This is a genomic window from Falsiroseomonas tokyonensis, from assembly GCF_019024325.1.
GTDB classification, from domain to species: domain Bacteria; phylum Pseudomonadota; class Alphaproteobacteria; order Acetobacterales; family Acetobacteraceae; genus Falsiroseomonas; species Falsiroseomonas tokyonensis.
This window is the reverse complement of record NZ_JAFNJS010000001.1, coordinates 896,206-918,295: the sequence shown is the minus strand read 5'-3', so window position 1 is coordinate 918,295 and position 22,090 is coordinate 896,206. Positions and strand designations below refer to the sequence as shown.

The window sequence follows — 22,090 nt, the reverse complement described above, 5'->3', positions numbered from 1 at the left end:
GAAACCTGTCACGCGGCGTCAGCCTTCACGCGCCGCACCCGCTCGCTTTCCGTCTTCAGCTGCCCGCAGGCGGCGGAGATGTCGCGGCCGCGCGGGCGGCGGACGGGGCTGGAATAGCCGCCGGCCTCCAGGATCTCGGCAAAGGCGCGCACAGCCTCCCCGGTGCTGGTTTTGTAGGGGCTGCCCGGCCAGGGGTTGAAGGGAATCAGGTTCACCTTGGCCGGCAAGCCCTTCAGCAGCCGCACCAGCTCATGCGCCTCCGCCGGGCTGTCATTGACGCCGCGCAGCATGACGTATTCGAAGGTGATGCGCCGCGCGTTCGAGGCACCCGGATAGCGCCGGCAGGCGGCCATCAGCTCCTCGATCGGGTATTTGCGGTTCAGCGGCACGATCTCGTTGCGCAGCTCATTCGTCACCGCATGCAGGCTGACCGCGAGGTTCACGTTCAGCTCCGCGCCGCAGCGGTCCATCATCGGCACGACGCCGGAGGTCGACAGCGTGATGCGCCGGCGGGAGAGCGCGATGCCCTCATTGTCCATGACGATGCGCATCGCCTTGGCGGTGTTCTCGTAGTTGTAGAGCGGCTCGCCCATGCCCATCACGACGATATTGGACAGGTGCCGCGCCGTGCCGTCCTTCGGGCTCGGCCATTCGCCGTAGCTGTCGCGGGCGGCCATGAACTGGCCGACGATCTCCGCCGCGCCCAGGTTCCGCACCAGCTTCTGGGTGCCGGTGTGGCAGAACTTGCAGGACAGGGTGCAGCCGACCTGGGTGGAGATGCAGACGGCGCCGCGATCCTCGTCCGGGGAGGGGATATAGACCGTCTCCACCTCCTGCCCGTCGCGATAGCGGAACAGAAACTTGCGGGTGCCGTCGGTGCTGGTCTGCACCGTCGTGGCCTCCGGCCGCCCGACCACGAAACGCTCCGCCAGCTTCGCCTGCATCGGCTTGGCGATGGAGGGCATGCGGGAGAAATCGGTGACGCCCTGGTGGTAGATCCAGTGCCAGAGCTGCTTGGCCCGGAAGGGCTGCTCGCCGATCGCCACCATCTCGGCGGCCAGCTCGTCCCGCGTCAGGCCGACCAGGTCGCGCCGGCCATCCGCCAGCGTGGCCGGCGGCGGGGCGAAGAGCGCGGCCTTGGCCAGGATGCGCGCGCGCTCGCCCTCCGACAGGTCGGTATCGGGGGCGGCTTGGCTCACGATATCAGCGGCGCCCGGCCGGACATTCGCGGGAGATCGCCTCATAGGCCGCGGTGAAGCCGGAGAGGGAGAAGGTGTCGCTCACCGTCGCGCGGCCGGCGCCGGGGCTGCGCACCACCGCCTCGCGCCCCGCGCGGAAGGCGTTGATCAGACCGTCGCTGCTCTGGAAGAAGGCGCTGGACTGCACGGTACCGTAGCTCTGGTACTCGTTGCTGCCCACCGTCATCTCCACCTGCGCCTGGCGCGGCAGCGGCGCGCCGAGGGACACGGCCACCTGGTCGCGCCCCGCCGGGCGATGCGTCACGGTCAGCGTCACATTCTGGCGAGACTGCGCCGCGGCACCTTCGGCCTGGGCGCGGGTGAAGGCGTAGCAGACCTTCTGGCCATTCTCCTGGTGCGTGGCGGCCGTCCAGGCATTGTGCGCACCCAATCGCTGCGGCTGCGCACGCTGCGCCTCCGCGGCAAAGGGAAGGACCAGTGCGGCGATGAGGGGAAGGGCGATACGGACCATGCGCAGCTAGATACGGCGCCACCCAGGGCGGGGCAACCCGCGAAGCGCAGGACCCAGCGCCCCGTTTCCGCCCAGGCCGCGGAGCGGCCATACCGCCAGGGCTGCGGAGCGGCCATACCGCCTCGACCGCGCTTGCTCTATGCAGGCGGGGATGACCGCACGCGACCCGACCGACGCCCAGCTCGCCGCCCAATACGAGGCCTATCCCTATCCCGCGCGCGATGCGCGGGACGAGGCGAAGCGCCTGGTGATCGGCAGCCCCTCCCATCTGCGGGAGATCGACCACTGGGTTTTCGGTGGCCGCCGCCCCGCGACGCAGCCGCTGCGCGCGCTGATGGCCGGCGGCGGATCGGGCGATGGCAGCATCATGCTGGCGCAGCAGATGACGACGCTGGGCCGGCCCGGGGACGTCACCTGGCTCGACCGCTCCGCCCAGGCGAAGCGCGTGGCGCAGGCCCGCGCCGCGGCGCGTGGGCTGCAGAACATCCGCTTCGAGGATGGGTCGCTGCTGGACCTGCCGGGCTCCGGCCTCGGCCCCTTCGACTACATCGATTGCTGCGGCGTGCTGCACCACCTGCCGGATCCGGCCGAGGGGCTGGCGGCGCTGGCCTCCGTGCTCGCCCCCGGCGGTGGCATCGGCATCATGGTCTATGCCCCGCATGGGCGCACCGGCGTCTATATCCTGCAGGACGCGCTGCGCCTGCTGGCCCCGCCCGAGGAAGCGCCCGCCGCCCGCGTCGAACTGGCAAAACGCCTGTGGAAGCAGACGCCGGAGACGGCCTGGCTGCGGAAAAATCCCTGGATCGACGACCACATCAAGGGCGGCGATGCCGGGCTCTATGACCTTCTGCTGAACCCGCGCGACCGCGCCTATACCGTGCCGCAGCTGGCCGCGCTGGTGGCCGGCGCCGGGCTGCGCATCGCCTGCCTGGTGGAGCCGCTGCGCTACGACCCGGACAGCTACCTGGCGGACCCGAAACTGCGCGCCCGCACCGCCGGCCTCGACCCCATCGCCCGCGCCGCCTTGGCGGAGGCGATCTGCGGCAATATGGGCATCCACATCGCCTACCTCACCCGCGACCGCGTCCCGCCCGCCCCCTGGCAGGAGGATTCGGCCGTGCCGGTGCTGCGGGAGCTGGACGGGCCGGCGCTGGCCCGGTCCCTGCGGCCGGATGGCGTGCTGCCGGTCAGCTTCGACGGGCTGCGCGTGGCCGTGCCGCTGCCGCGCCTGGCCGCCGCCCTGCTGGCGCGGATCGATGGCGCCACACCCTGGGGCGCGATCCTGGATGGCGTGGTGGCCGCCGGCGCCTCCCGCGAGCAGGCGCTGCGCGATAGGGATGCGCTGGTCCACGCCATGGAGCGGATGAACCGGCTGCTGGTCGCGGCGCCTGCCTGACCGCATGAGCCAGGCCGCCGTCATCATCCTGGGCGCGGCGGTGCGGCCGGATGGCTCGGCCAGCCCGGCGCTGCGGGCGCGGGTGCAGGCGGCGCGCGCCTGGGGCGAAAGGCAGACGCCGCCGGCCCTCTATATCCCGACCGGCGCCATCGGCCGCCATCCGCCGGCCGAATGCGTGGTGATGACGGCGATCCTGATGGAGGCGGGGGTGCCGGAGGACCGCATCCACCAGGAGCCGACCGGCACCGATACCTTCTCCTCCGCGCTCGCCTGCATCGCGCTGCTGCGCCGGATCGGCCACCGGGGCGAGGTGCGGCTGGCGACGCATCGCTACCACCTGCCGCGCTGCCTGGCGCTGTTCCGCCTGGCGGGGGTGCGGGCGCGCGGCGTGCCGCCGCCGGCCGGGCCTTCCGAGACCGGCCAGCCCCGCCGCTGGGCCTGGCGGCTGCGGGAGGTGCCGGCGCTGCCCTATGATGCCGCGCTGATGGTCTGGGCGCGGCTGCGCGGGCGGGTGTGACCCCGCCCCGTTACCCCGTTGGCTGGATCAGACCTCTTCCTCGCGGTCTGACTCGACCACCAGGTCCTCGCCCAGCTCCTCATCCGCATCCTCCAGCTCCTCGGCGTCCTCGATCGCCTCGTCGCCGTCATCCGTCTCGACCTCGACGCCCTCGTCGGAATCGGCATCGGGCACCGCGGCGCGCTTCTTGATGCGGTCATCCGGCAGCGGCGCGGCACGCTTCAGGCGCGGCTGCTCGGCCGGCTGTTCGGTACCGCATTTGGGGCAGATCGCGGGCTGGCGGGTCAGGTCGTAGAACTTCGTGCCGCAGGACACGCAGACGCGCTTCAGTCCAAGTTCGGGCTTCGCCATGGGGAAGAAGAGCCTCGTGCCAGGCCAAGGCGGCGCGCAGAGGTCCGCGAGCAGCCGTGGCGTAAAGGGTGCGCGCGATTGCCACTTGCCGGCCTGCATGTCAAACGCCGCGCGATGCAGGCCTCGCCCGAAATCGACCAGTTGCCGCCCCGCGGCGGCCCGCACGGGCTGCGCGCCACGCCCCCCGGGCGCCCCCTGGCCGGGCGCATCGCCCTGCCGGGCGACCCCTTCATCGGGCAGGTCGCCCTGATGCTGGCCGCCCTCGCCGCCGGCACCAGCAGCCTCACCGGCCTGGTCGAAACCCCGGAGCTGCGGCGCACCGCCGCCGCGCTACGGGCGCTGGGCGCGCGGGTGGAAAGCCTCGGCGCGGGGTCCTGGCAGGTGGCCGGGCGGGGCATCGGCGGGCTGGTGGAACCGGCGGAGGTGCTGGAGCTCGGCCCCTCCAGCCTCGCCGCGACGCTGTTCTGCGGCCTGCTGGCGGGCCATCCGGTCTTCGCCGTGCTGACCGGCGAGGCCGCGCTGCGCCGCCACCCCATGCACCAGGTGACGCAGCCGCTGACGGCCATCGGCGCCCGCTTCACCAGCAGCGCCGGCGGGCGCCTGCCGCTGGCGGTGGAAGGGGCGGCGGATCCGCTGCCGATCGACCATCGCCTGGCACGGCCCTCGGCGCCGGTGAAGGCCGCCCTGTTGCTCGCCGGCCTCTGCGCCCGCGGCACCACCCGCCTGGCGGAGGCGGTGGCGACCCCCGACCATGCCGAACATCTGCTGCGCCAGTTCGGCGCCGAGCTGCGCGTGGCGCCGGAGGGTGTCGGGCAGGTGATCGAGCTGCTGGGCCAGCCCGAACTCCGCGCGGCCGAGGTCGCGGTGCCGGGCGATGCCGCCGCCGCCGCCTTCCCGGCCGTGGCCGCGTTGCTGGTGCCGGGATCGGCCATCACCCTCACGGGGCTCGGCCTGAACCCGCTGCGCACCGGCCTTTTCGCCGCCCTGCACGAGATGGGCGCCGAGTTGGCGGAGGAGAATGTCCGGATGCAGGCAGGGGAGAGGGTGGCGGACCTGTCGATCCGCGCCAGCGCGCTGACCGGCCTCGACCTGCCGGCGGAGCGCGCGGCGGGCCTGCTGGAGGATTATCCCCTCCTCGCCGTGGCCGCCGCCGGCGCCCGCGGCACCACCCGGCTCCGCGGCCTGGCGGCGCTGCGCGGGGCGGAGGGCGAGCGCCTGGCCGCGACGGCCGCCATGCTCGCGGCCAATGGCGTGGCCTGCAGCACGGAGGGCGAGGATGTGATCATCGAGGGTCTGGCCGGCCCGCCTGCCGGCGGGGGGCTGCTGCGGGGGGCGGTGGAGCCGCGCCTCGCCATGGCCGCCCTGGTGCTGGGCCTGGCCGCGCGCCAGCCCGTGCGGGTGGAGGAGGCCCACGGCATCGAAACCGAATTCCCCGGCTTCGCCGCCCTGTTCAACCGCCTGGCCGGCGCCGATGCCATGGTGGCAGCATGACCCGGCGCCTGGTGATCGCCGTGGATGGGCCGGCCGCCGCCGGCAAGGGCACGCTGGCGCGCCGCCTGGCGGCGGAGCTGGCGCTGCCCTATCTGGATACCGGCCTGCTCTACCGCGCCGTCGGCCGCCGCCTGCTGGACCGCGGCGCCGATCCCACGGATCCGGTCGCCGCCGCCGCTGAAGCCTGCGCCCTGACCCATGAGGATCTCGGCCGCGGCGACCTTCGCGGGCCGGAAGCCGATCGCGCCGCCAGCGCGGTGGCCACCATTCCCGCCGTGCGCGCCGCGCTGCTGGACTGGCAGCGCGATTTCGGCCAACGCCATGGCGCGGTGATGGATGGCCGGGACATCGGCACCGTGGTCTTCCCCGAAGCGCCCGTGAAGCTCTTCGTCAGCGCCAGCCCCGAGGAACGCGCCCGCCGCCGCTGGGTGGAGATGCAGGCGCGCGGCCAGGCCCTGCCGCTGGACCAGGTGGAGGCGGAAATGCGCGCCCGGGACGCGCAGGACAGCGCCCGCAGCGTGGCGCCGCTGAAGCCGGCCGAGGATGCCGCGCTGCTGGACACCACCAGCCTGGATGCGGAGGCGGCCTTCGCCGCCGCCCTGGCGCTGGTGCGCGCCCGCATGCAAGGCTGAGCCTCCGCGCCGGCCCGATTCTCCTTGACTCCGCCGGACCCCTGGGCGTAACCGCCTGACCCAGCCGCGCCCCCAGGGCCGCGGCGCTCGCGCATTTCCGCAGGGAAGGCCGGGCCGGCATGGGTGGACCGAACCTTCCGCCTTCATTCTCGGGTCCCGGATTCCTGCAGATGGAATCGGACCAGGTCGTGTCCGCGGTAGGGAATTCCCTGCACCGTGGAGGCGCAAGCCCCATGCCCCGCGATCGGGGCATCTGATCGGGAAACAACCGCTACATGGCAACCGCCACCGCCTTCGCTGATCCTGGCGAAGATTTTGCCGCCCTGCTCGACGCCACGCTGGGTGAGAACACGTCCTTCCACGGCTCCGTCATCTCCGGCAAGGTCATCCGCATCGATGACGACTTCGCCGTGGTCGATGTCGGCCTGAAGTCCGAGGGCCGCGTCCCCCTCAAGGAATTCGCCCCGCAGGGCCAGAAGCCCGAGATCAAGGTCGGCGACGTCATCGAGCTCTTCGTCGAGCGCTACGAGGATCGCGACGGCGCGATCATCCTGTCGCGTGAGAAGGCCCGCCGCGAGGAAGCCTGGACCAACCTGGAGAAGTCCTTCACGGCGCAGCAGCGCGTGAACGGCGTGATCTTCGGCCGCGTGAAGGGTGGCTTCACCGTCGACCTCGGCGGCGCCGTGGCCTTCCTGCCGGGCAGCCAGGTGGACATCCGCCCCGTCCGCGACGTGACCCCGCTGATGGGCAGCCCGCAGCCCTTCCAGATCCTCAAGATGGACCGCGCCCGCGGCAACATTGTTGTCTCTCGCCGCGCCGTCCTCGAGGAGACCCGGGCCGAGCAGCGTTCCGAGCTCATCCAGGGCCTGAAGGAAGGCATGGTTCTCGACGGCGTCGTCAAGAACATCACCGACTACGGCGCCTTCGTGGACCTGGGCGGCGTGGACGGCCTGCTGCATGTCACCGACATCGCCTGGCGCCGCATCAACCACCCCAGCGAGGCGCTGACCATCGGCCAGCAGGTCAAGGTGCAGGTCATCCGCTTCAACCCGGAGACGCAGCGCATCAGCCTTGGCATGAAGCAGCTGATGTCCGACCCCTGGGAAGGCGTCGCCATCAAGTACCCGGTGGGTGGCAAGTTCAGCGGCCGCGTGACGAACATCACCGACTACGGCGCCTTCGTGGAGCTGGAGCCGGGCGTCGAGGGCCTCGTGCACGTCAGCGAGATGTCCTGGACGAAGAAGAACGTCCATCCGGGCAAGATCGTCGCCACTTCGCAGGAAGTGGACGTGATGATCCTGGACGTGGACGGTCCGAAGCGCCGCATCTCGCTGGGCCTGAAGCAGGCGCAGGGCAATCCCTGGGAGCTGTTCGCCGAGGCCAACCCGCCCGGCACGGTCATCGAGGGCGAGATCCGCAACATCACCGAGTTCGGCCTGTTCATCGGCCTGGGCCCGGATCTCGACGGCATGGTCCATATGTCCGACCTCTCCTGGGATCTCCCGGGCGAGCAGGCGATGGCCAACTTCGAGAAGGGCTCGACCGTCAAGGCCAAGGTGCTCGACGTCGATGTGGAGAAGGAGCGCATCTCCCTCGGCATCAAGCAGCTTGAGGCCGACCCGGCCGCCGAAGTGCTGGACCGGATCAAGAAGGGCGATGTCGTCACCTGCACCGTGACGAAGATCGAGCCGAACGGCATCGAGGTGAAGGTCGACGAGGTCCTCATCGGCTTCATCCGCCGCGCCGAGCTGGCCCGCGACCGTGGCGACCAGCGCCCCGACCGCTTCGCCGTGGGCGAGAAGGTCGATGCGAAGATCACCGCCGTTGACCGCGCCGGCCGCCGCCTGGCCCTGACCATCAAGGGCAAGGAAGTGGAGGAGGAGCGCGAGGCGGTCCGTGAATACGGCACCACCGACAGCGGCGCCTCGCTCGGCGACATCCTGGGGGCTGCGATCCGTCGCCGGAACCAGGGCGGCGAGGAGTAATCCAGCCTTGAGCGCGCTCGATCCCGCCGGGATCGAGCGCGACCACTGCCTGCATCATCCGCGTGAAGCGGCCGACCTGGCCTTCGTCTTCGGCAACCGCATCGCGGTGGCGGAGATGGCGGCGGCGGCCGCTTCGCTGTTTCTGGAGGGGCTGGTGCCCCGCCTCCTCGTCTCCGGCGGCGCCACGCCGGGCGGGCCGGGGACGGAGGCGGAGGCGATCGGCGCGGCGATCCGCGCCCGCGGTGTTCCACGTGAAGCATTGCTGCTGGAACGCGCGGCGACCCATACGGGCGAGAACGTCACCCTCTCCCTGCCCATCCTGGCCGCGGCCGGGCTGCTCGACTCGAAAAGGGTGATCTGCGTCGGGCTGTTCTGCACCGGGCGTCGCTACGCCATGACGCTGCACCGGCACTGGCCCGGGCCGGAAAAGCGCTGCCTGCCGGTGGAATACGGGCCGGTCCGGCGCGGCAGCTGGCACCTGCACCCGGAGGCCCGGGCGCGGGTGCTGGGGGAGGTTGCGAAGGTGCCGGCCTATCTGGCGGCCGGGTTCATCGCGGAATTCGCGTAAGGTCGGGGAGAAGGTATTCTCCCCGAACCCCTCATCTATTTTTGGCAATGGGGGCTGGCTCGGCAGCCGGCGCCAATTGGCCACAAACGCCCCTGGCCTCCCGCCAGGCGCCTTACCAAGTGATCGCACCATGCCCCTTGATGCCGACCTCCTGCTCGACCGCCGCCGCCTGAAGCGCCGGCTTTCCCTGTGGCGCGCCGCCGCCGTGCTGGCGGTGGCCGGCGTGGTGCTGGCCCTGACGCTGGCCGATGACCGCGGCGCCGGCCTGCTGCCGGGGCGGGAGCATGTCGCCCGGCTGAATGTCGAGGGCTTCATCGGCGACGACCGCAAGCTGCTGGAGGAGCTGGACCGGCTGCGCGAGGACGCCTCCGTGCGCGCCGTGCTGGTGGCCATCGACAGCCCCGGCGGCAGCGTGGCCGGCGGCGAATCCCTCCACGCCGCGCTGACCCGCATGGCGGAAGCCAAGCCGGTGGTGGCGGTGATGGGCGGCACCGCGGCCTCGGCCGGCTATATGGTGGCGCTGCCGGCCCAGCGGATCTTTGCGCGGCACTCCACCGTCACCGGCTCCATCGGCGTGATCCTGCAGAGCTTCGATGCATCCGGCCTGCTGGCCTGGATCGGCGTGACGCCGGAGACGGTGGCCAGCGGCCGCTTCAAGGACCAGCCCAGCCCCCTCCGCCCGCTGACCGAGGAAGGCCGCGCCGAACTGGCCCGCGTGGTGCAGGACCTGCACGCGCAATTCGTCGCCATGGTCGCCGCCGGCCGCCGGATGGAGCCGGCGCGGGTGCAGGACCTGGCGGATGGCCGCGTCTTCACGGGCCGCCAGGCGCTGGAGCTCGGCCTGGTGGACGCGATCGGCGGGGAGGCCGAGGCGCGGACCTGGCTGGCCGAGACCCGGGGGGTGCCCGAGAACCTGCCCGCGCGCGATGTCGAGATTCGTGGGCTCGCGGAACGGACTTTTGGCGCGGCACTCGGATTCTTCACGAAAACCATTGCGAATGAATGGGTTGGCGTTGACCGCGTGCGCGCGCTTTGGCAGCCTTCACTGTAGAACCAAAACTTCCGGGCCAGGCGCGCCCGGAGGGCGGTGCGCCGAGGACCAAGATGACCAGGTCGGAACTCATCGCGCAGCTCGCTGCGGCCAACCCGCATCTGCGGCAGCCGGATGTCGAACTGATCGTGACCACCATCTTCGACGAGATCATCGGCGCGCTCGCGCGCGGCGACCGGGTGGAGCTGCGCGGCTTCGGCGCCTTCTCCACCAAGCGGCGGGACCCGCGCACCGGGCGCAACCCCCGCACCGGCACGGCCGTCGCGGTGGACGGAAAGGCGGTGCCCTATTTCAAGCCGGGCAAGGAATTGCGGGAACGCGTGAATGGCGGCCCGCTGCAGGACCCGCCGCGCCGGCCGCGCGCCGCGGCGGCCGCCGCGAAGGCCTGAACCGCCAGGGCACAAACGGTCGTGCGCAGGCCGAAGCTTCCGTAACCGCGCCGAGCCGGGTAGGACAGGCCGCGACGATCGGAGAGGCCCCCCATGCGCTGGCTGTTGTTCCTGCCGCTGCTCATCCTCCTCGCGCTGTTCGCGCTGTCCAATATGCAGGAGGTCCAGCTGCGGCTGTGGCCCTTCGACCTGGCCTGGGCGACGCCGGTCGGCGTCGGGGTGCTGCTGCTCTCGGGCATCGGCTTCCTGCTGGGCGCCACCCTCGCCTGGGCCGCCGGCCTTCCCGCCCGCCGCCGGGCGCGGGAGATGGAGTCCGCCGCCAAGCTGCTGGAGGCCGAGCTGGCCGTGATGAAGGCCAGGCAGGCCCAGGCGCAGCATGAGGGCGCCCCGGCGCCGATGCAGCTGACCCTGCCGGCGGCGCGCTGACCATGCGCCGCTGCGGCCTCTGCGTGGCGCTCGATGCGCCGGACCTCGCCACGGCCGAGGCCTGGGCGGCCGCCGTGGCGCCGCATGCCGGGCTGCTGAAGGTGGGGCTGGAGCTGTTTTCGGCCGAGGGCGGATTGGCGGTGCGGCGAATCGCGGCGCATCGGCCGGTCTTCCTGGACGTGAAGCTGCACGACATCCCGAATACGGTGGCCGGCGCCATCCGCTCGCTGGCCCCGCTCGGCCCGGCCTGGATCACCATCCATGCCGCCGGCGGCCCGGCCATGGTGGAGGCCGCGCGGCGCGCGGCGGAGGCCGCGGGGGGCGCCGCCCGGCCGCGCATCCTGGCGGTGACGGTGCTGACCAGCCTGGATGCCGCGACCCTGGCGGAGATCGGCGTCTCCGGCGGGCCGGTGCAGCAGGTGCTGCGCCTGTCGCGCCTGGCCATGGCCGCGGGCGCCGATGGGCTGGTGTGCTCCCCGCGGGAGGTCGCGCCGATCCGCGACGCGCTGGGCGAGCTGCCGGTGCTGGTGGTGCCCGGCGTGCGCCCGGCCGGCAGCGCGGCGGATGACCAGGCCCGCACGGCAACGCCGGAACAGGTGGCGAAGGATGGCGCCGACTGGATCGTGGTCGGCCGCCCCATCACCCGCGCCACCGATCCCGCCGCCGCGGCCGCGGCCATCGCGGCCGCGCTCGGCTGATGCAGACCAAGATCTGCGGCATTTCGGACGAGGCCGGGCTGCGCGCGACGCGGGAGGCCGGCGCCGATTTCTGCGGCTTCGTCTTCTTTCCACCCTCGCCGCGCGCGGTAACCCCGGCGCGCGCCGCGGCGATTTCGGCCGCGGTGCCGGGCGGGCCGCGGCGGGTCGGGCTGTTCGTGGACCCAACCGATGCGCTGCTGGCCGAGGTGCTGGCCGCCCTGCCGCTCGACATGATCCAGCTGCATGGCGAGGAGACCCCCGCCCGCTGCGCCGAGATCCGCCAGGCTTTCGGGCGGCCGGTGATGAAGGCGCTGGGCATCGCCCAGGCTTCGGACCTGGATGCGCTGGCGGATTATGCGCCCGTGGTCGACTGGTTCCTGCTGGATGCCAAGGCCCCGCCGGGGGCGCCCCTGCCGGGCGGCAATGCGGCGCCCTTCGACTGGACGCTGACCGCGGGGCGGACCATGTCGCGCCCCTGGCTGCTGGCGGGCGGGCTGACGCCGGCCAATGTGGCGCAGGCCATCGCGGCCAGCGGCGCGCCGGGGGTGGATGTGTCTTCGGGGGTCGAGGCCTCGCGCGGGGTCAAGGATCCGGCGCGCATCGCGGCCTTCGTGGCGGCCGCGCAAGCCGCGTGATGTCCGCCGCCGGCGGCGGGCTGATCAGGCCCGCCCTGTCCGCGGATGCGCCGGCGCTGGGCGAGATGCATGCGCGGTCCTGGGCCGAGACCTATCCGGGCCTGGTGCCTGAAAAGCTGCTCGCGGAAATGACCGACCCCGCCCGCCGCCGCGCCGCCTGGGCGCGCAACCTCGCGCAGCCGCTGCTGCCCGGCGGCACGCTGGTGGCGGAGGACTTGGAAAAACGCATCCTGGGCTTCGTCTCGGTCTGCGGGGCGCGGGAGGCAGCGCTCGGCACCTCCGGCGAGGTCTCGGGCCTCTATCTGCTACGCGCGGCGCAGGGGCGGGGGCTCGGGCGGGCCCTGCTGGCGGCGGGGGCGCGGGTGCTGCTGGCGGCCGGCCATGCCGATGCGGCGGCCTGGGCGCTGGATGCCAATAGGCGCGCGGCCGGCTTCTACGCCGCCACGGGCGCCACCCCCGGCACCAGTCGCATCGGTTTCCACGGCACCATCGCCCTGGCCGAGACCGCCTGGGTCTGGCCCGATCTGCGCCTTTTGCCGGCCTGAGGCGCACGGTTTCGGCTTTCGGCGCGTTTGTCGCCCGGCAGGTGATTTCGCCGCGCCCGAAAAGGCTCTAGATCGTGCCCGGCCCCGTATCTTCGGGCCGACCAGGGTCCAGCCATGGTCCCACCCCCGTGGGGGTTGACCATGCCCACGTCCAGGACAATGCCCGTGAACAAGCCGATTCCGAATTCCTTCCGCCAGGGCCCCGATGCCCGCGGCCGCTTCGGCCCCTTCGGCGGCCGCTTCGTCGCCGAGACGCTGATGCCGCTGATCCTGGAGGTCGAGGCCGCCTATGAGGCCAGCAAGACCGACCAGGCCTTCCAGGACGAATGGCGCCGCCTGCTGACCCATTACGTCGGCCGCCCCAGCCCGCTGTGGTTCGCCGAGCGGCTGACCGCGCATCTGCGCAAGGACGCCGCCCCCGGCATGGGCGCCAAGGTCTATTTCAAGCGGGACGAGCTGAACCACACCGGCGCGCACAAGATCAACGCGGTGCTCGGCCAGATCCTGCTGGCCAAGAAGATGGGCAAGACGCGGATCATCGCGGAAACCGGCGCCGGCCAGCATGGCGTGGCCACCGCCACCGCCTGCGCGCTGATGGACCTGCCCTGCGTGGTCTATATGGGCGCGACCGATGTGGAGCGGCAGCAGCCCAATGTCTTCCGCATGAAGCTGCTCGGCGCCCAGGTGGTGCCCGTGACCTCCGGCGCCGCGACGCTGAAGGATGCCATGAATGAGGGGCTGCGCGACTGGGTCGCCAATGTGCGCGACACCTACTACTGCATCGGCACCGTTGCCGGCCCACACCCCTATCCCGCCATGGTCCGCGATTTTCAGAGCGTGATCGGCATCGAGGCGAAGGCCCAGATGCAGGAAGCGGAAGGCCGCCTGCCGGATGTGCTGGTCGCCGCCGTCGGCGGTGGCTCCAACGCCATGGGGCTGTTCTACCCGTTCCTGGACGATGCCGATGTGGCGATGATCGGCGTCGAAGCCGCCGGGCGTGGCCTGGACTCGGGCGAACATGCCGCAGCGCTGTCGCGCGGCCGGCCGGGCGTGCTGCATGGCAACCGCACCTATCTGCTGCAGGATGGCGACGGCCAGATCACGGAGGCGCATTCCATCTCCGCCGGCCTCGACTATCCCGGCGTCGGTCCGGAGCATTCCTGGCTGCATGAGCTGGGCCGCGTGCAATACACCGGCGTGACCGACGACGAGGCGCTGGCCGCCTTCCAGCTCTGCTCGAAGCTGGAGGGCATCATCCCGGCGCTGGAGCCCGCCCATGCGCTGGCCGAGGTGCTGAAGATGGCGCCCACCATGCCGGCGGACAAAATCATCCTGATGAATCTGTGCGGCCGTGGCGACAAGGACATTTTCACCGTGGCGAAGCACCTGGGCGAGAAGATCTGAGATGAGCCGGATTGCCCAAAAGTTCGCCGCGCTGAAGGCGGAGGGGCGCGGCGCGCTCATCCCCTTCCTGGAGGCTTTCGATCCGGACCGCGAGACCGCCATGGCGATCCTGCGCGGCATGCCGGCGGCGGGTGCCGACCTCATCGAGATCGGCGTGCCCTTCACCGATCCGATGGCGGATGGTCCGACCGTGCAGAAGGCCGGGCAGCGCGGGCTGAAGGCCGGCGCCACGGTCGCCGGCGCGCTCGGCATGGTGCGGGAGTTCCGCCAGGGCGATGCGGCAACGCCCATCATCCTGATGGGCTACTTCAACCCGATCCTGTCCTATGGCGTCGCCAAATTCTGCGCGGATGCGGCGGCGGCCGGCGTCGATGGGCTGATCGTGGTGGATGTGCCGCCCGAGGAAGCCGATGAGATCGCGCCCGATGCCACCGCCAACGGCCTCGACCTGATCCGCCTGGTGGCGCCGACCACCGGGGAGGATCGACTGCCCAAGGTGCTCTCGGCCACGACGGGCTTCGTCTATTACGTCGCCATCACCGGCGTCACCGGCACGCGCAGCGCCAGCACGGATGACCTGGCGGCGGCCATTCCGCGCATCCGGAAATACACCGACCTGCCGATCGCCATTGGCTTCGGCGTTCGCACGCCGCAGCAGGCGGGCGAGGCCTCGCGCATCGCCGATGGCGCCGTGGTCGCCTCCGCGCTGATCGACGGCATGCTGGCCAGCCTGGATGCGGAGGGCCGCGCCACGCCGGCCACCGTGCCCGCGGTGCTGGACCGGGTGCGGGAATTGGCGGAGGCTGTGCGCAAGGGATAAGCGCGCGAGGAAGGCCATGGACGGGAGCAACGACCCGAAGGCTCTGTTGCAGGGTCTCTATGCCGAGATGGCGCCGCAGCACCTTTTCCCGCTCTGGGAAGTGCTGCATGCGCTGGTCACGCCGACCCCCGCCTCCCCCGTCCAGCCCCACCTTTGGCACTACGACACGGCGCGGGCCCATCTGCTGCGCGCCGGGGACCTGATCACCGCCGAACAGGCCGAGCGCCGGGTGCTGATCCTGGAAAATCCGGGGCTGCCCGGCAGCTCCTCCGTCACCACCAGCCTCTATGCCGGCTTGCAGCTCATCCTGCCGGGCGAGGTCGCGCCCTGCCATCGCCACACGCAATGCGCGCTGCGCTTCGTGATGGAGGGCGATGGCGCCTTCACCGCGCTGGATGGCGAAAAGGCCGTGATGCGGCCCTTCGACCTGGTGCTGACGCCGAACTGGCAATGGCATGACCACGGCAATGCCAGTGGTGCGCCGATGATCTGGCTGGACGGCCTCGACATCCCCACCGTCCGCCACTTCGCCGCCAGCTTCGCAGAGCGCCTGCCGGATGGCGCGATGGCGCATGCCGAAACGGCGCCGGCCGGCGACACCGCCGCCCGCTACGGCCGCAACCTGCGCCCCTATGGCGGCACTTTGGGCGCGCGGCGGCCCAAGAACCTGCCGCTGTTCCACTATCCCTATGCGGAATGGCGCGAGAGCCTGGCCGCCATGGCGCGCGCCGGCGACCCCGATCCGCATCTCGGCCATGCGCTGGAATTCATCAATCCGGCGGATGGCGGCCCGGTGATGCCGACCATCGCCGCCCATGTCCGCCTGCTGCCCGCCGGTTTTGCCACGCGCCCCCGCCAGGCGACGGATGCGATGGTGCTGGTGGTGGTGGAGGGCACCGGCACCGCCACCGTCGCCGGCCGCGACTACGCCCTGGCGCCGCGGGACCTGCTGGTAGTGCCGTCCTGGGCCGCGTTGACGCTCGCGGCCGAGAGCGAGCTGGTGCTCTTCGGCTATTCCGACGCCGCCGCGCAGCAGAAGCTGGGCCTGTGGCGCGAGGCGCGGGGGTAGCCTTCACCTCCGCTTCACCTTTCTCCCGGAAAACGGGGCATCAGGCCCCTGAATCCCGGAGGATGCGTGTCGATCTCAAGAATCAGCCTCGCCGAGGCCGGAGATGTCGCGCTTCCGGCGGATGAGCCGGCGCAGGGCCAGGTCTTCCAGCCGGCCCTCGGCCTGCCCGGGCGCGAGGCTGCGCCAACTGAGCTACCCTCCCACGCCACGATCCCGCTGGCGGAGGCGCCCGAAGCCCCGCCCGCCGCGCCGCTTCCCAAGGCGCCGGCCCCCGCCGAGGAGCTGCTGGTGCAGTTCCAGCCCGGCCTGGATCCGGCCCTGGTCGAACAGGCGCTCGCCCGCGTCGCCGCCACCCCGCTTGAGGTCATCCGCGGCGCCCTGCCGGGCCAGGAGGCGGAGGGGCTGCTGCTGCGCGTCGCCCTGCCCGAGGGGGCGGAGGAGGCGGAGGCCATCGCGCTGCTTTCCGTCCGGCCCGGCGTCGATTTCGCGGAGGAGAATTTCACCGTCTCCGTCGCCGCGGTCTCGAATGACGGCAGCTACACCAGCGGCGCCCTCTGGGGCATGTATGGCGATGCGACGGCGCAGAAGAATGCCTTCGGCAGCCAGGCCGGCGAGGCCTGGGCGGCGGGCGCGACCGGGTCTTCCAAGATCGTCGTCGGCGTCATCGACAGCGGCATCAACTACACCCATGCCGACCTGTATCTGAATGTCTGGATCAACCAGGGCGAGATCCCCCTCAGCTTCCGCAGCCGGCTGGCGGATACGGATCGCGACGGCCAGATCACCTTCCGCGACCTGAACGCGACGACCAATGCGGGCTTCGTCAGCGACCTCAACCGGAACGGCCGCATCGATGCGGGCGACCTGCTGCGCGACACCCGCTGGGCGAACAAGGACGACCAGGACCGCAACGGCTATCGCGACGACCTTTTCGGCTGGGATTTCGTCAACAACGACAACGACCCCTTCGACGACAACGGCCACGGCACGCATGTCAGCGGCACCATCGGCGCGATCGGCGGCAATGGCACGGGCGTCGCGGGCGTCGCCTGGAACGTGCAGATCCTGGCGCTGAAGTTCCTCGGCGCCAATGGCTCCGGCTCGCTCGGCAATGCCGTGAAGGCGCTCGACTATTACACGGCGGCCGGCAAGGCGACCTCGGTGCAGGATTTCGTGGCCACCAACAATTCCTGGGGCGGCGGCGGCTATTCCAGCGCCATGCAGGCGGCCATCGACCGCACCGCGCAGGCGGGCAACCTGTTCATCGCCGCCGCCGGCAATTCCGCCTCCGACACCGATCGCTTCGGCAGCTACCCGGCGAATTACAGCACGCTGGCCAGCGCGGGGTATGAGGCGGTGGTCTCCGTCGCCGCGCTGACCAGCAGCGGCACGCTGGCCGGCTTTTCCAACTACGGCGCCACCACGGTGGACCTGGCGGCGCCGGGGCAGGGCATCCTCTCCACCACCGCCAATGGCGGCTATGGCACGATGAGCGGCACCTCCATGGCCGCGCCGCATGTGACCGGCGCCGTCGCGCTCTATGCCGCGGCGAATGCGGGCGACAGCGCGGCGGACATCCGCGCCGCCCTGCTGGGCTCCGCCACCGCCACCGCCTCCCTCGCCGGGCGCACCGCCACCGGTGGCCGGCTGGATGCGGAGGCGATGCTGCGCGCCGGCGATGGCGACACGACGCCGACCCCGCCGCCCGCGACCGGTGGCAGGCTGTATGGCACCGCGGCCTCCGAGACGCTGACCGGCACGGCCGGCGCCGATATCCTCAGCGGCCTGCCGCAATCCGGCAGCTTCCTCGGCAAGGGCACGATCGACGCGCTGCGCGGCCTGGCCGGCAACGACATCTTCATCCTCGGCGATGCGCGCGGGCTGTTCTACAATGACGGCCTGGCCAGCCAGGCCGGACGCGCGGATTACGGCCGCATCCTGGATTTCCAGCGCGGCGACCGCATCCAGCTCTCGGACGATGTCGGCGCCTATTTCCTGCGCCTGGAGACGCTGGCCGGCGCGGCGGGCACGGCGATCTACGCGGATACCGATGCCAACCGCCGCTTCACCGCGGCGGATGAGCTGGTGGGCCATGTAGTGGGCACCACGACGCTCGGTGCCGCCGATTTCCTCTTCGCCTGAGGGACGGCGATGAGCGCGCATCTCGCACGACTGGCCGCCCTGGGCGCCGGCCCGGGGCCGAACTTCTGGGGGCGCCAAGCGTTACGCTGGCTCACAGAGGGGAACCCCATCATGCAGAAGCCCAGCGACGGCAAGACGCAGAAGGATGTCGAGATCAGCGTCCGCGACAGCTTCCCGGCCAGCGATCCCAGCTCCGCCACCGCCACCGGCGGGCCGCGCGCCACGCCGGTGCAGGGGGGCGCGGCGGCGCCGCAAGTGCCGGACGCCAAGACGCTGACGCGCCGCTTCAAGGACCATGAATCGGCCAAGCTCGCGCTGGAGGAGCTGGTGCGCAGCGTGCCGCTGGACCGCGAGGCCACCCAGCTGGAGGGCAGCGAGCTGCAGCTGCGCGTGCCGCGCGACGACGCCGCGCGGATCGAGGCGCTGCTGCAGGCGGCCTGAACGCCTCAGCCCGCGACCGGCAGGCCCTTGCTGGTCGAGTATTCGAAGTGCAGCGCCTCCCCCGGGAAGATCCTCGGGTGGATGGCATGCGCCGCCATCGCCGCCTCCGAGAATCCCTGCAGGATCAACTTCAGCTTGCCGGGATAGGTGGCGATGTCGCCGATGGCGTGCACGCCGGGGATATTGGTGGCGCAGGTCGCGGGCTCCACCGCGATATGGCTGCGATCGAGGCCCAGGCCCCATTCGGCGATCGGGCCGAGCTCCATGGACAGGCCGAAGAAGGCCAGCAGATGGTCGGCCGGCACGGTCTTCACCTCGCCCTTCAGCGTGGCGAGCGACACGCCGGTCAGCACGCCATCGGTGCCTTCCAGCCCGTGCAGCTGGTAGGGGATGGCAAGCTCGATCTCGCCGCGTTCCGCCGCCTGCTTCAGCTGGGCGGCGCTTTCGGGGGCGCAGCGGAACTTGTCGCGGCGATGCACCACGGTCACATGCGCCGCCACCTGCTTCAGGCTGAGCGCCCAGTCCACCGCGCTGTCGCCGCCGCCGGCGATGACCACGCGCTTGCCCCGGAACTCCTCCCGCTTCGTGACCAGGTAGCGCACGGCGCCCGAGGCCTCGAATTCCGGCAGGCGTTCCAGCGGCGGGCGGTTCGGGCCGAAGGCGCCGGCGCCGGCGGCCAGGATCACCGCCTTGCAGGTGACGGTATCGCCCTCGCTGGTGGTCAGCACCAGGCTCTCTCCCTCCCGCCGCAGGCCCTCCACGCGGCGGCCGAGCATCAGCATGGGGTTGAAGGGGGCGCATTGCTTGTGCAGCGCCGCGATCAGGTCGCCGCCGGTGACTTCCGGATGGGCGGGGATGTCGAAGATCGGCTTTTCGGGATAGAGCGCGCTGCACTGGCCGCCGATCTCGCCCAGCGCATCGATCACCACCGTCTTCATCCGCAGCATGCCGCATTCGAAGACGGCGAAGAGCCCGACCGGACCCGCGCCGATGATCGCCACATCCGTCTCGACAACCGCCGGCATGCTGCCCCCGTTCCTTCTGCCTGGCGGCTGCTTGGACCAAGGCGAGGGAGGGATCAAGGTCCGCCGCCGCGCGGCTTGTGCGGTGCGGCACGGGCGGGGCAGATTGCCGCGGCGCATGTCCCTGATTCTCCCAATCGTGCTCCCCTTGGCCAATGAGGCCGCCACCGCGGCGCTGGCCGCGAAGCTGGCCGCGCGCGCCCGGCCGGGCGATGCGCTGCTGCTGGAAGGCCCGCTCGGCGCCGGCAAATCCGCCTTCGCCCGCGCCTTCCTGCGCGCGGCCTCGGGCGACCCGGCGCTGGAGGTGCCCTCCCCCACCTTCACCCTGGTGCAGCACTACGACCTACCGATCGGACCCGCCTTCCACTTCGACCTCTGGCGCCTCGATGGCCCCGCCGGCCTCGACGAGCTGGGCTGGGAGGAGGCGCGGGAGGGCATTTCGCTGATCGAGTGGCCGGAGCGGCTGGGCGCGCTGCGGCCGGCGGAGGCGCTGACCATCGCGCTGGCGCCGGGCCCGACCGAAACCGCGCGCATTGCGACGCTGACCGGCTGGGCCGGGCGACTGGAAGGAATGGGCGCATGAAGGCCGAGGCGGTCGCCTTCCTGACCGAGAATGATTTCGTGCATGCGGTGCGCCAGCCCCTGCCGGCCGATGCCTCCTTCCGCCGCTACACCCGGCTGGTCGGCGGCCCGCGCCCGGCGCTGTTGATGGAGGCACCGCCGCCGCAGGAGGATCTCGGCCCCTTCCTGCGGGTTGCCGCCCATCTTGCCGAGGCCGGTCTCTCGGCGCCGGAGGTTCTGGCCGCCGATCCGCGCCAGGGCTTTGCCATCATCGAGGATTTCGGCGCCCACACCATGGCGCAGTTGCTGGATGCCGGGGCGGAGGCCGCGCCGCTGTATCTCGCCGCCACCGCCGCCCTCGCCCGGCTGCACGCCGTGCCGCCGCCCGCAAACCTGCCGGCCTGGGACGCCGCGCGCATGGCCGACACCGCCGCCGCCACTTTTCTTGAATGGTGGTGGCCGGCGGCCTTCGGCGAACCGCCCTCCGAGGCGATCGGCGAGGAATTCGGGCTGGCGATCCATGCGATGCTGGCGCCCTATGCCGCTGCGGGCTTCGTGCATCGGGACTTCTTCCCGGCCAATCTGATGCCGCTGCCTGGCCGCGCGCCGCCGGCCGATATGGGGCTGCTGGATTTCCAGGACGCGGCGCTCGGCCACCCGGCCTATGACCTCGTCTCGCTGGTCGAGGATGCGCGGCGGGACGTGGACCCGGCAGTCCGCGAGGCCTGCATCGCCCGCTACCTGGCATTGCGGCCGGAATTGGACCCGCAGGAATTCCGGGGCGCCATGGCGGCGCATGCGGCGCAGCGGCATCTGCGGGTGGCCTGCCTCTGGGTGCGGCTGGCGCAGCGCGACGGCAAGCCGCATTACCTGCGCCACGGCCCGCGCTGCTGGGCGCTGCTCGGCCAGGCCTTGCAGCACGCGGCGGCGGCGCCGCTCGCGGAATTTCTGGACAGGCATGTCCCCCCGGCGTTGCGCGGCAACCCGGCGGGGCTGGAGGCTGAGGCGGCATGATCACCCTGACCCATGGCATGGTGCTCGCCGCCGGCCTCGGCACGCGGATGCGGCCGCTGACCGACGACCGCCCGAAGCCGCTGCTGGAGCTGGAGGGCGAGTCCCTGCTGCACCATGCGCTGGACCGGCTGCGCGATGCGGGCGTCGCGCATCACGTGGTGAACGCCCATTGGTTCGCCGACCAGGTGGCAGCGGCGGTCGAGGCGCATGACGCGCCGGACCGGCTGGTGCTGCGGGAGGAGGTGCTGCTGGAGACCGGCGGCGGCCATGCCGCCGCGCTGCCGCATCTGGGCGAAGGCCCCTTCGCCGTGGTGAATGGCGACGCCTTCTGGCTGGACGGCCCGACCCCCGCGCTGCAGCGCCTGGCCCAGGCCTTCGACCCGGCGCGGATGGATGCGCTGCTGCTGCTGGTGCGCACCGCCCAGGTGGATGGCGAGGCCGGCCGCGGCGACTTCTTCATCGACCCGCTGGGCCTGCTGCGCCGGCCGAAGGAGCGGGAGATTTCGCCCTATCTCTTCGGCGGCGTGCAGATCCTCTCGCCAGCGCTTTTCGAGGGTGCGCCGGCGGGGCCCTTCAGCCTGAATCTGCTGTATGACCGCGCCATCGAGGCCGGCCGCATCTTCGGCCTGGTGCATGACGGCGCCTGGTTTCATCTCTCCACCCCGCGCGACCTCGACCGGGCGGAGACCATGCTGCGGGCGGGGATGCTGACGGCGCTATTCTGAGACGGGCCGCTCCCCCAGATTTTGCGCCACCATCAGCAGGTAGCCGTCCGGGTCCTGCACAAAGACCTCCCGCTGGCCGCTCTCGCGGTCGCCGGTGCAGCGCCAGATCTCGCGCGGGCCCTGGTGGATCGGCCAGGACCGCGCCGCCAGTGCCGCCAGCACCGGGGCGAGGCGGGACAGATAGAGCTGGAACATCACGCCCTGGCCGAGCGGCCGGTCCATCGGCCCGGTCTCGAAGCGGCCACTGCGCTGGCACAGCATCGCCTGCTGGCCCGCATCCGGGTGCTCCAGATAGACAAACAGCTCCTCCGGCCGGTCATAGGCGAGGCCAAAACCCAGCACCTCGCGCCAGAAGGCCAGGCTGGCGGGCAGGTCGTTGACCATCAGCTCCGGCACGAAGCCCGCCCAGCCGCTGCGCGGCGGCGCACCCCGATCTCCCATAGCGGCTCTCCCCGCTGCCCGAAGCGCAAGCTGGACCAAACCGGTGCCCTGGCCTAG

25 protein-coding genes are annotated in these 22,090 nt (G+C 71.8%); 20 read left to right on the top strand and 5 right to left on the bottom strand.

The features are described from left to right. Nucleotides 1–8: 8 nt before the first annotated feature. Entirely contained in the window at nucleotides 9–1,199 is a 1,191-nt protein-coding gene (gene rlmN, locus J3S20_RS04065; protein ID WP_343215147.1) for a 23S rRNA (adenine(2503)-C(2))-methyltransferase RlmN, read from the bottom strand. Between the two features lie 4 nt (nucleotides 1,200–1,203). Continuing rightward, nucleotides 1,204–1,710 (bottom strand): invasion associated locus B family protein, encoded by a 507-nt coding sequence (locus tag J3S20_RS04060; protein WP_216834833.1) that lies wholly within the window; start codon nucleotides 1,708–1,710, stop codon nucleotides 1,204–1,206. Between the two features lie 151 nt (nucleotides 1,711–1,861). On the opposite strand from J3S20_RS04060, the gene J3S20_RS04055 reads away from it, so the two are divergent. Together J3S20_RS04055 and J3S20_RS04050 are read left to right on the top strand one after the other, a co-directional pair. Continuing rightward, nucleotides 1,862–3,106 (top strand): class I SAM-dependent methyltransferase, encoded by a 1,245-nt coding sequence (locus J3S20_RS04055; protein ID WP_216834831.1) that lies wholly within the window; start codon nucleotides 1,862–1,864, stop codon nucleotides 3,104–3,106. Between the two features lie 4 nt (nucleotides 3,107–3,110). After that, the gene (locus tag J3S20_RS04050; protein WP_216834829.1) at nucleotides 3,111–3,623 is read left to right on the top strand and encodes a YdcF family protein; all 513 of its coding nucleotides are present in this window, start codon (nucleotides 3,111–3,113) and stop codon (nucleotides 3,621–3,623) included. Between the two features lie 27 nt (nucleotides 3,624–3,650). Here the strand turns inward: J3S20_RS04050 and J3S20_RS04045 are convergent, their stop codons facing one another. Further along, nucleotides 3,651–3,974: a TIGR02300 family protein gene (locus J3S20_RS04045; RefSeq protein WP_216834827.1), complete on the bottom strand. Its 324-nt coding sequence runs from the start codon at nucleotides 3,972–3,974 to the stop codon at nucleotides 3,651–3,653. A 114-nt stretch (nucleotides 3,975–4,088) separates the two neighbouring features. Between J3S20_RS04045 and J3S20_RS04040 the strand changes: the two genes are divergently transcribed. From J3S20_RS04040 to J3S20_RS03970, 15 genes are all read left to right on the top strand, one after another. Then, the gene (locus tag J3S20_RS04040) at nucleotides 4,089–5,465 is read left to right on the top strand and encodes a 3-phosphoshikimate 1-carboxyvinyltransferase (protein WP_216834824.1); all 1,377 of its coding nucleotides are present in this window, start codon (nucleotides 4,089–4,091) and stop codon (nucleotides 5,463–5,465) included. Continuing rightward, on the top strand, nucleotides 5,462–6,097 hold the full coding sequence (gene cmk / locus J3S20_RS04035) for a (d)CMP kinase (RefSeq protein ID WP_216834822.1): 636 nt from the start codon (nucleotides 5,462–5,464) through the stop codon (nucleotides 6,095–6,097). The genes J3S20_RS04040 and cmk overlap by 4 nt, the downstream gene beginning before the upstream one ends. A gap of 275 nt (nucleotides 6,098–6,372) precedes the next feature. Continuing rightward, a complete protein-coding gene (gene rpsA / locus J3S20_RS04030) occupies nucleotides 6,373–8,082 on the top strand; it encodes a 30S ribosomal protein S1 (protein ID WP_216834820.1) in 1,710 nt (569 codons plus the stop codon). A 7-nt stretch (nucleotides 8,083–8,089) separates the two neighbouring features. Then, a complete protein-coding gene (locus tag J3S20_RS04025) occupies nucleotides 8,090–8,650 on the top strand; it encodes a YdcF family protein (protein ID WP_216834818.1) in 561 nt (186 codons plus the stop codon). A gap of 130 nt (nucleotides 8,651–8,780) precedes the next feature. Continuing rightward, the gene (gene sppA, locus J3S20_RS04020) at nucleotides 8,781–9,701 is read left to right on the top strand and encodes a signal peptide peptidase SppA (RefSeq protein WP_216834817.1); all 921 of its coding nucleotides are present in this window, start codon (nucleotides 8,781–8,783) and stop codon (nucleotides 9,699–9,701) included. A 53-nt stretch (nucleotides 9,702–9,754) separates the two neighbouring features. After that, nucleotides 9,755–10,090, top strand: a complete 336-nt coding sequence (ihfB, locus tag J3S20_RS04015; RefSeq protein WP_216834815.1) for an integration host factor subunit beta — start codon at nucleotides 9,755–9,757, stop codon at nucleotides 10,088–10,090. A 93-nt stretch (nucleotides 10,091–10,183) separates the two neighbouring features. Continuing rightward, entirely contained in the window at nucleotides 10,184–10,516 is a 333-nt protein-coding gene (locus tag J3S20_RS04010; protein WP_216834813.1) for a LapA family protein, read from the top strand. A gap of 2 nt (nucleotides 10,517–10,518) precedes the next feature. Beyond that, nucleotides 10,519–11,214 (top strand): orotidine-5'-phosphate decarboxylase, encoded by a 696-nt coding sequence (gene pyrF, locus J3S20_RS04005; RefSeq protein WP_216834810.1) that lies wholly within the window; start codon nucleotides 10,519–10,521, stop codon nucleotides 11,212–11,214. Continuing rightward, nucleotides 11,214–11,849, top strand: coding sequence for a phosphoribosylanthranilate isomerase (locus J3S20_RS04000; RefSeq protein WP_379793625.1), 636 nt, complete (start codon nucleotides 11,214–11,216; stop codon nucleotides 11,847–11,849). Before pyrF ends, J3S20_RS04000 begins: the two co-directional genes overlap by 1 nt. Then, entirely contained in the window at nucleotides 11,849–12,394 is a 546-nt protein-coding gene (locus J3S20_RS03995) for a GNAT family N-acetyltransferase (RefSeq protein WP_216834808.1), read from the top strand. Before J3S20_RS04000 ends, J3S20_RS03995 begins: the two co-directional genes overlap by 1 nt. A 165-nt stretch (nucleotides 12,395–12,559) precedes the next feature. Continuing rightward, entirely contained in the window at nucleotides 12,560–13,798 is a 1,239-nt protein-coding gene (gene trpB / locus J3S20_RS03990) for a tryptophan synthase subunit beta (RefSeq protein WP_216834806.1), read from the top strand. A 1-nt stretch (nucleotide 13,799) separates the two neighbouring features. Continuing rightward, on the top strand, nucleotides 13,800–14,618 hold the full coding sequence (trpA, locus tag J3S20_RS03985) for a tryptophan synthase subunit alpha (RefSeq protein WP_216834805.1): 819 nt from the start codon (nucleotides 13,800–13,802) through the stop codon (nucleotides 14,616–14,618). Nucleotides 14,619–14,634: 16 nt separating this feature from the next. Continuing rightward, entirely contained in the window at nucleotides 14,635–15,687 is a 1,053-nt protein-coding gene (gene gtdA, locus J3S20_RS03980; protein ID WP_216834803.1) for a gentisate 1,2-dioxygenase, read from the top strand. A gap of 66 nt (nucleotides 15,688–15,753) precedes the next feature. Continuing rightward, a complete protein-coding gene (locus tag J3S20_RS03975) occupies nucleotides 15,754–17,829 on the top strand; it encodes a S8 family serine peptidase (protein WP_216834800.1) in 2,076 nt (691 codons plus the stop codon). Between the two features lie 111 nt (nucleotides 17,830–17,940). Next, nucleotides 17,941–18,270, top strand: a complete 330-nt coding sequence (locus J3S20_RS03970; RefSeq protein WP_216834799.1) for a hypothetical protein — start codon at nucleotides 17,941–17,943, stop codon at nucleotides 18,268–18,270. 5 nt (nucleotides 18,271–18,275) lie between these two features. Here the strand turns inward: J3S20_RS03970 and J3S20_RS03965 are convergent, their stop codons facing one another. Continuing rightward, nucleotides 18,276–19,295, bottom strand: a complete 1,020-nt coding sequence (locus tag J3S20_RS03965) for an NAD(P)/FAD-dependent oxidoreductase (RefSeq protein WP_216834797.1) — start codon at nucleotides 19,293–19,295, stop codon at nucleotides 18,276–18,278. A 115-nt stretch (nucleotides 19,296–19,410) separates the two neighbouring features. On the opposite strand from J3S20_RS03965, the gene tsaE reads away from it, so the two are divergent. From tsaE to J3S20_RS03950, 3 genes are read left to right on the top strand one after another with little or no spacing between them, the layout of a single operon-like run. After that, nucleotides 19,411–19,875, top strand: a complete 465-nt coding sequence (gene tsaE / locus J3S20_RS03960) for a tRNA (adenosine(37)-N6)-threonylcarbamoyltransferase complex ATPase subunit type 1 TsaE (protein ID WP_216834796.1) — start codon at nucleotides 19,411–19,413, stop codon at nucleotides 19,873–19,875. After that, nucleotides 19,872–20,867: an aminoglycoside phosphotransferase family protein gene (locus J3S20_RS03955; protein WP_216834794.1), complete on the top strand. Its 996-nt coding sequence runs from the start codon at nucleotides 19,872–19,874 to the stop codon at nucleotides 20,865–20,867. The genes tsaE and J3S20_RS03955 overlap by 4 nt, the downstream gene beginning before the upstream one ends. Beyond that, nucleotides 20,864–21,592, top strand: a complete 729-nt coding sequence (locus tag J3S20_RS03950) for a nucleotidyltransferase family protein (protein WP_216834793.1) — start codon at nucleotides 20,864–20,866, stop codon at nucleotides 21,590–21,592. The genes J3S20_RS03955 and J3S20_RS03950 overlap by 4 nt, the downstream gene beginning before the upstream one ends. On the opposite strand, the gene J3S20_RS03945 is transcribed toward J3S20_RS03950, so the two are convergent. Continuing rightward, nucleotides 21,584–22,033 carry a VOC family protein gene (locus tag J3S20_RS03945; RefSeq protein WP_216834790.1) on the bottom strand — a complete coding sequence of 150 codons (450 nt, stop codon included), beginning with the start codon at nucleotides 22,031–22,033 and terminating at the stop codon, nucleotides 21,584–21,586. The two genes, J3S20_RS03950 and J3S20_RS03945, sit on opposite strands and share 9 nt — an antisense overlap. Between the last annotated feature and the right edge of the window lie 57 nt (nucleotides 22,034–22,090).

Coding starts and splice junctions, on each gene's coding strand:
- gtdA (WP_216834803.1), top strand. CDS start 14,635: ATGGACGGGAGCAACGACCCGAAGGCTCTGTTGCAGGGTCTCTATGCC.
- cmk (WP_216834822.1), top strand. CDS start 5,462: ATGACCCGGCGCCTGGTGATCGCCGTGGATGGGCCGGCCGCCGCCGGC.
- J3S20_RS04050 (WP_216834829.1), top strand. CDS start 3,111: ATGAGCCAGGCCGCCGTCATCATCCTGGGCGCGGCGGTGCGGCCGGAT.
- J3S20_RS04040 (WP_216834824.1), top strand. CDS start 4,089: ATGCAGGCCTCGCCCGAAATCGACCAGTTGCCGCCCCGCGGCGGCCCG.
- J3S20_RS04010 (WP_216834813.1), top strand. CDS start 10,184: ATGCGCTGGCTGTTGTTCCTGCCGCTGCTCATCCTCCTCGCGCTGTTC.
- J3S20_RS03955 (WP_216834794.1), top strand. CDS start 19,872: ATGAAGGCCGAGGCGGTCGCCTTCCTGACCGAGAATGATTTCGTGCAT.
- tsaE (WP_216834796.1), top strand. CDS start 19,411: ATGTCCCTGATTCTCCCAATCGTGCTCCCCTTGGCCAATGAGGCCGCC.
- trpA (WP_216834805.1), top strand. CDS start 13,800: ATGAGCCGGATTGCCCAAAAGTTCGCCGCGCTGAAGGCGGAGGGGCGC.
- J3S20_RS04055 (WP_216834831.1), top strand. CDS start 1,862: ATGACCGCACGCGACCCGACCGACGCCCAGCTCGCCGCCCAATACGAG.
- rpsA (WP_216834820.1), top strand. CDS start 6,373: ATGGCAACCGCCACCGCCTTCGCTGATCCTGGCGAAGATTTTGCCGCC.
- ihfB (WP_216834815.1), top strand. CDS start 9,755: ATGACCAGGTCGGAACTCATCGCGCAGCTCGCTGCGGCCAACCCGCAT.
- J3S20_RS04060 (WP_216834833.1), bottom strand. CDS start 1,710: ATGGTCCGTATCGCCCTTCCCCTCATCGCCGCACTGGTCCTTCCCTTT.
- sppA (WP_216834817.1), top strand. CDS start 8,781: ATGCCCCTTGATGCCGACCTCCTGCTCGACCGCCGCCGCCTGAAGCGC.
- J3S20_RS03970 (WP_216834799.1), top strand. CDS start 17,941: ATGCAGAAGCCCAGCGACGGCAAGACGCAGAAGGATGTCGAGATCAGC.
- pyrF (WP_216834810.1), top strand. CDS start 10,519: ATGCGCCGCTGCGGCCTCTGCGTGGCGCTCGATGCGCCGGACCTCGCC.
- J3S20_RS04000 (WP_379793625.1), top strand. CDS start 11,214: ATGCAGACCAAGATCTGCGGCATTTCGGACGAGGCCGGGCTGCGCGCG.
- J3S20_RS03965 (WP_216834797.1), bottom strand. CDS start 19,295: ATGCCGGCGGTTGTCGAGACGGATGTGGCGATCATCGGCGCGGGTCCG.
- J3S20_RS03995 (WP_216834808.1), top strand. CDS start 11,849: ATGTCCGCCGCCGGCGGCGGGCTGATCAGGCCCGCCCTGTCCGCGGAT.
- J3S20_RS03945 (WP_216834790.1), bottom strand. CDS start 22,033: ATGGGAGATCGGGGTGCGCCGCCGCGCAGCGGCTGGGCGGGCTTCGTG.
- J3S20_RS04045 (WP_216834827.1), bottom strand. CDS start 3,974: ATGGCGAAGCCCGAACTTGGACTGAAGCGCGTCTGCGTGTCCTGCGGC.
- J3S20_RS03950 (WP_216834793.1), top strand. CDS start 20,864: ATGATCACCCTGACCCATGGCATGGTGCTCGCCGCCGGCCTCGGCACG.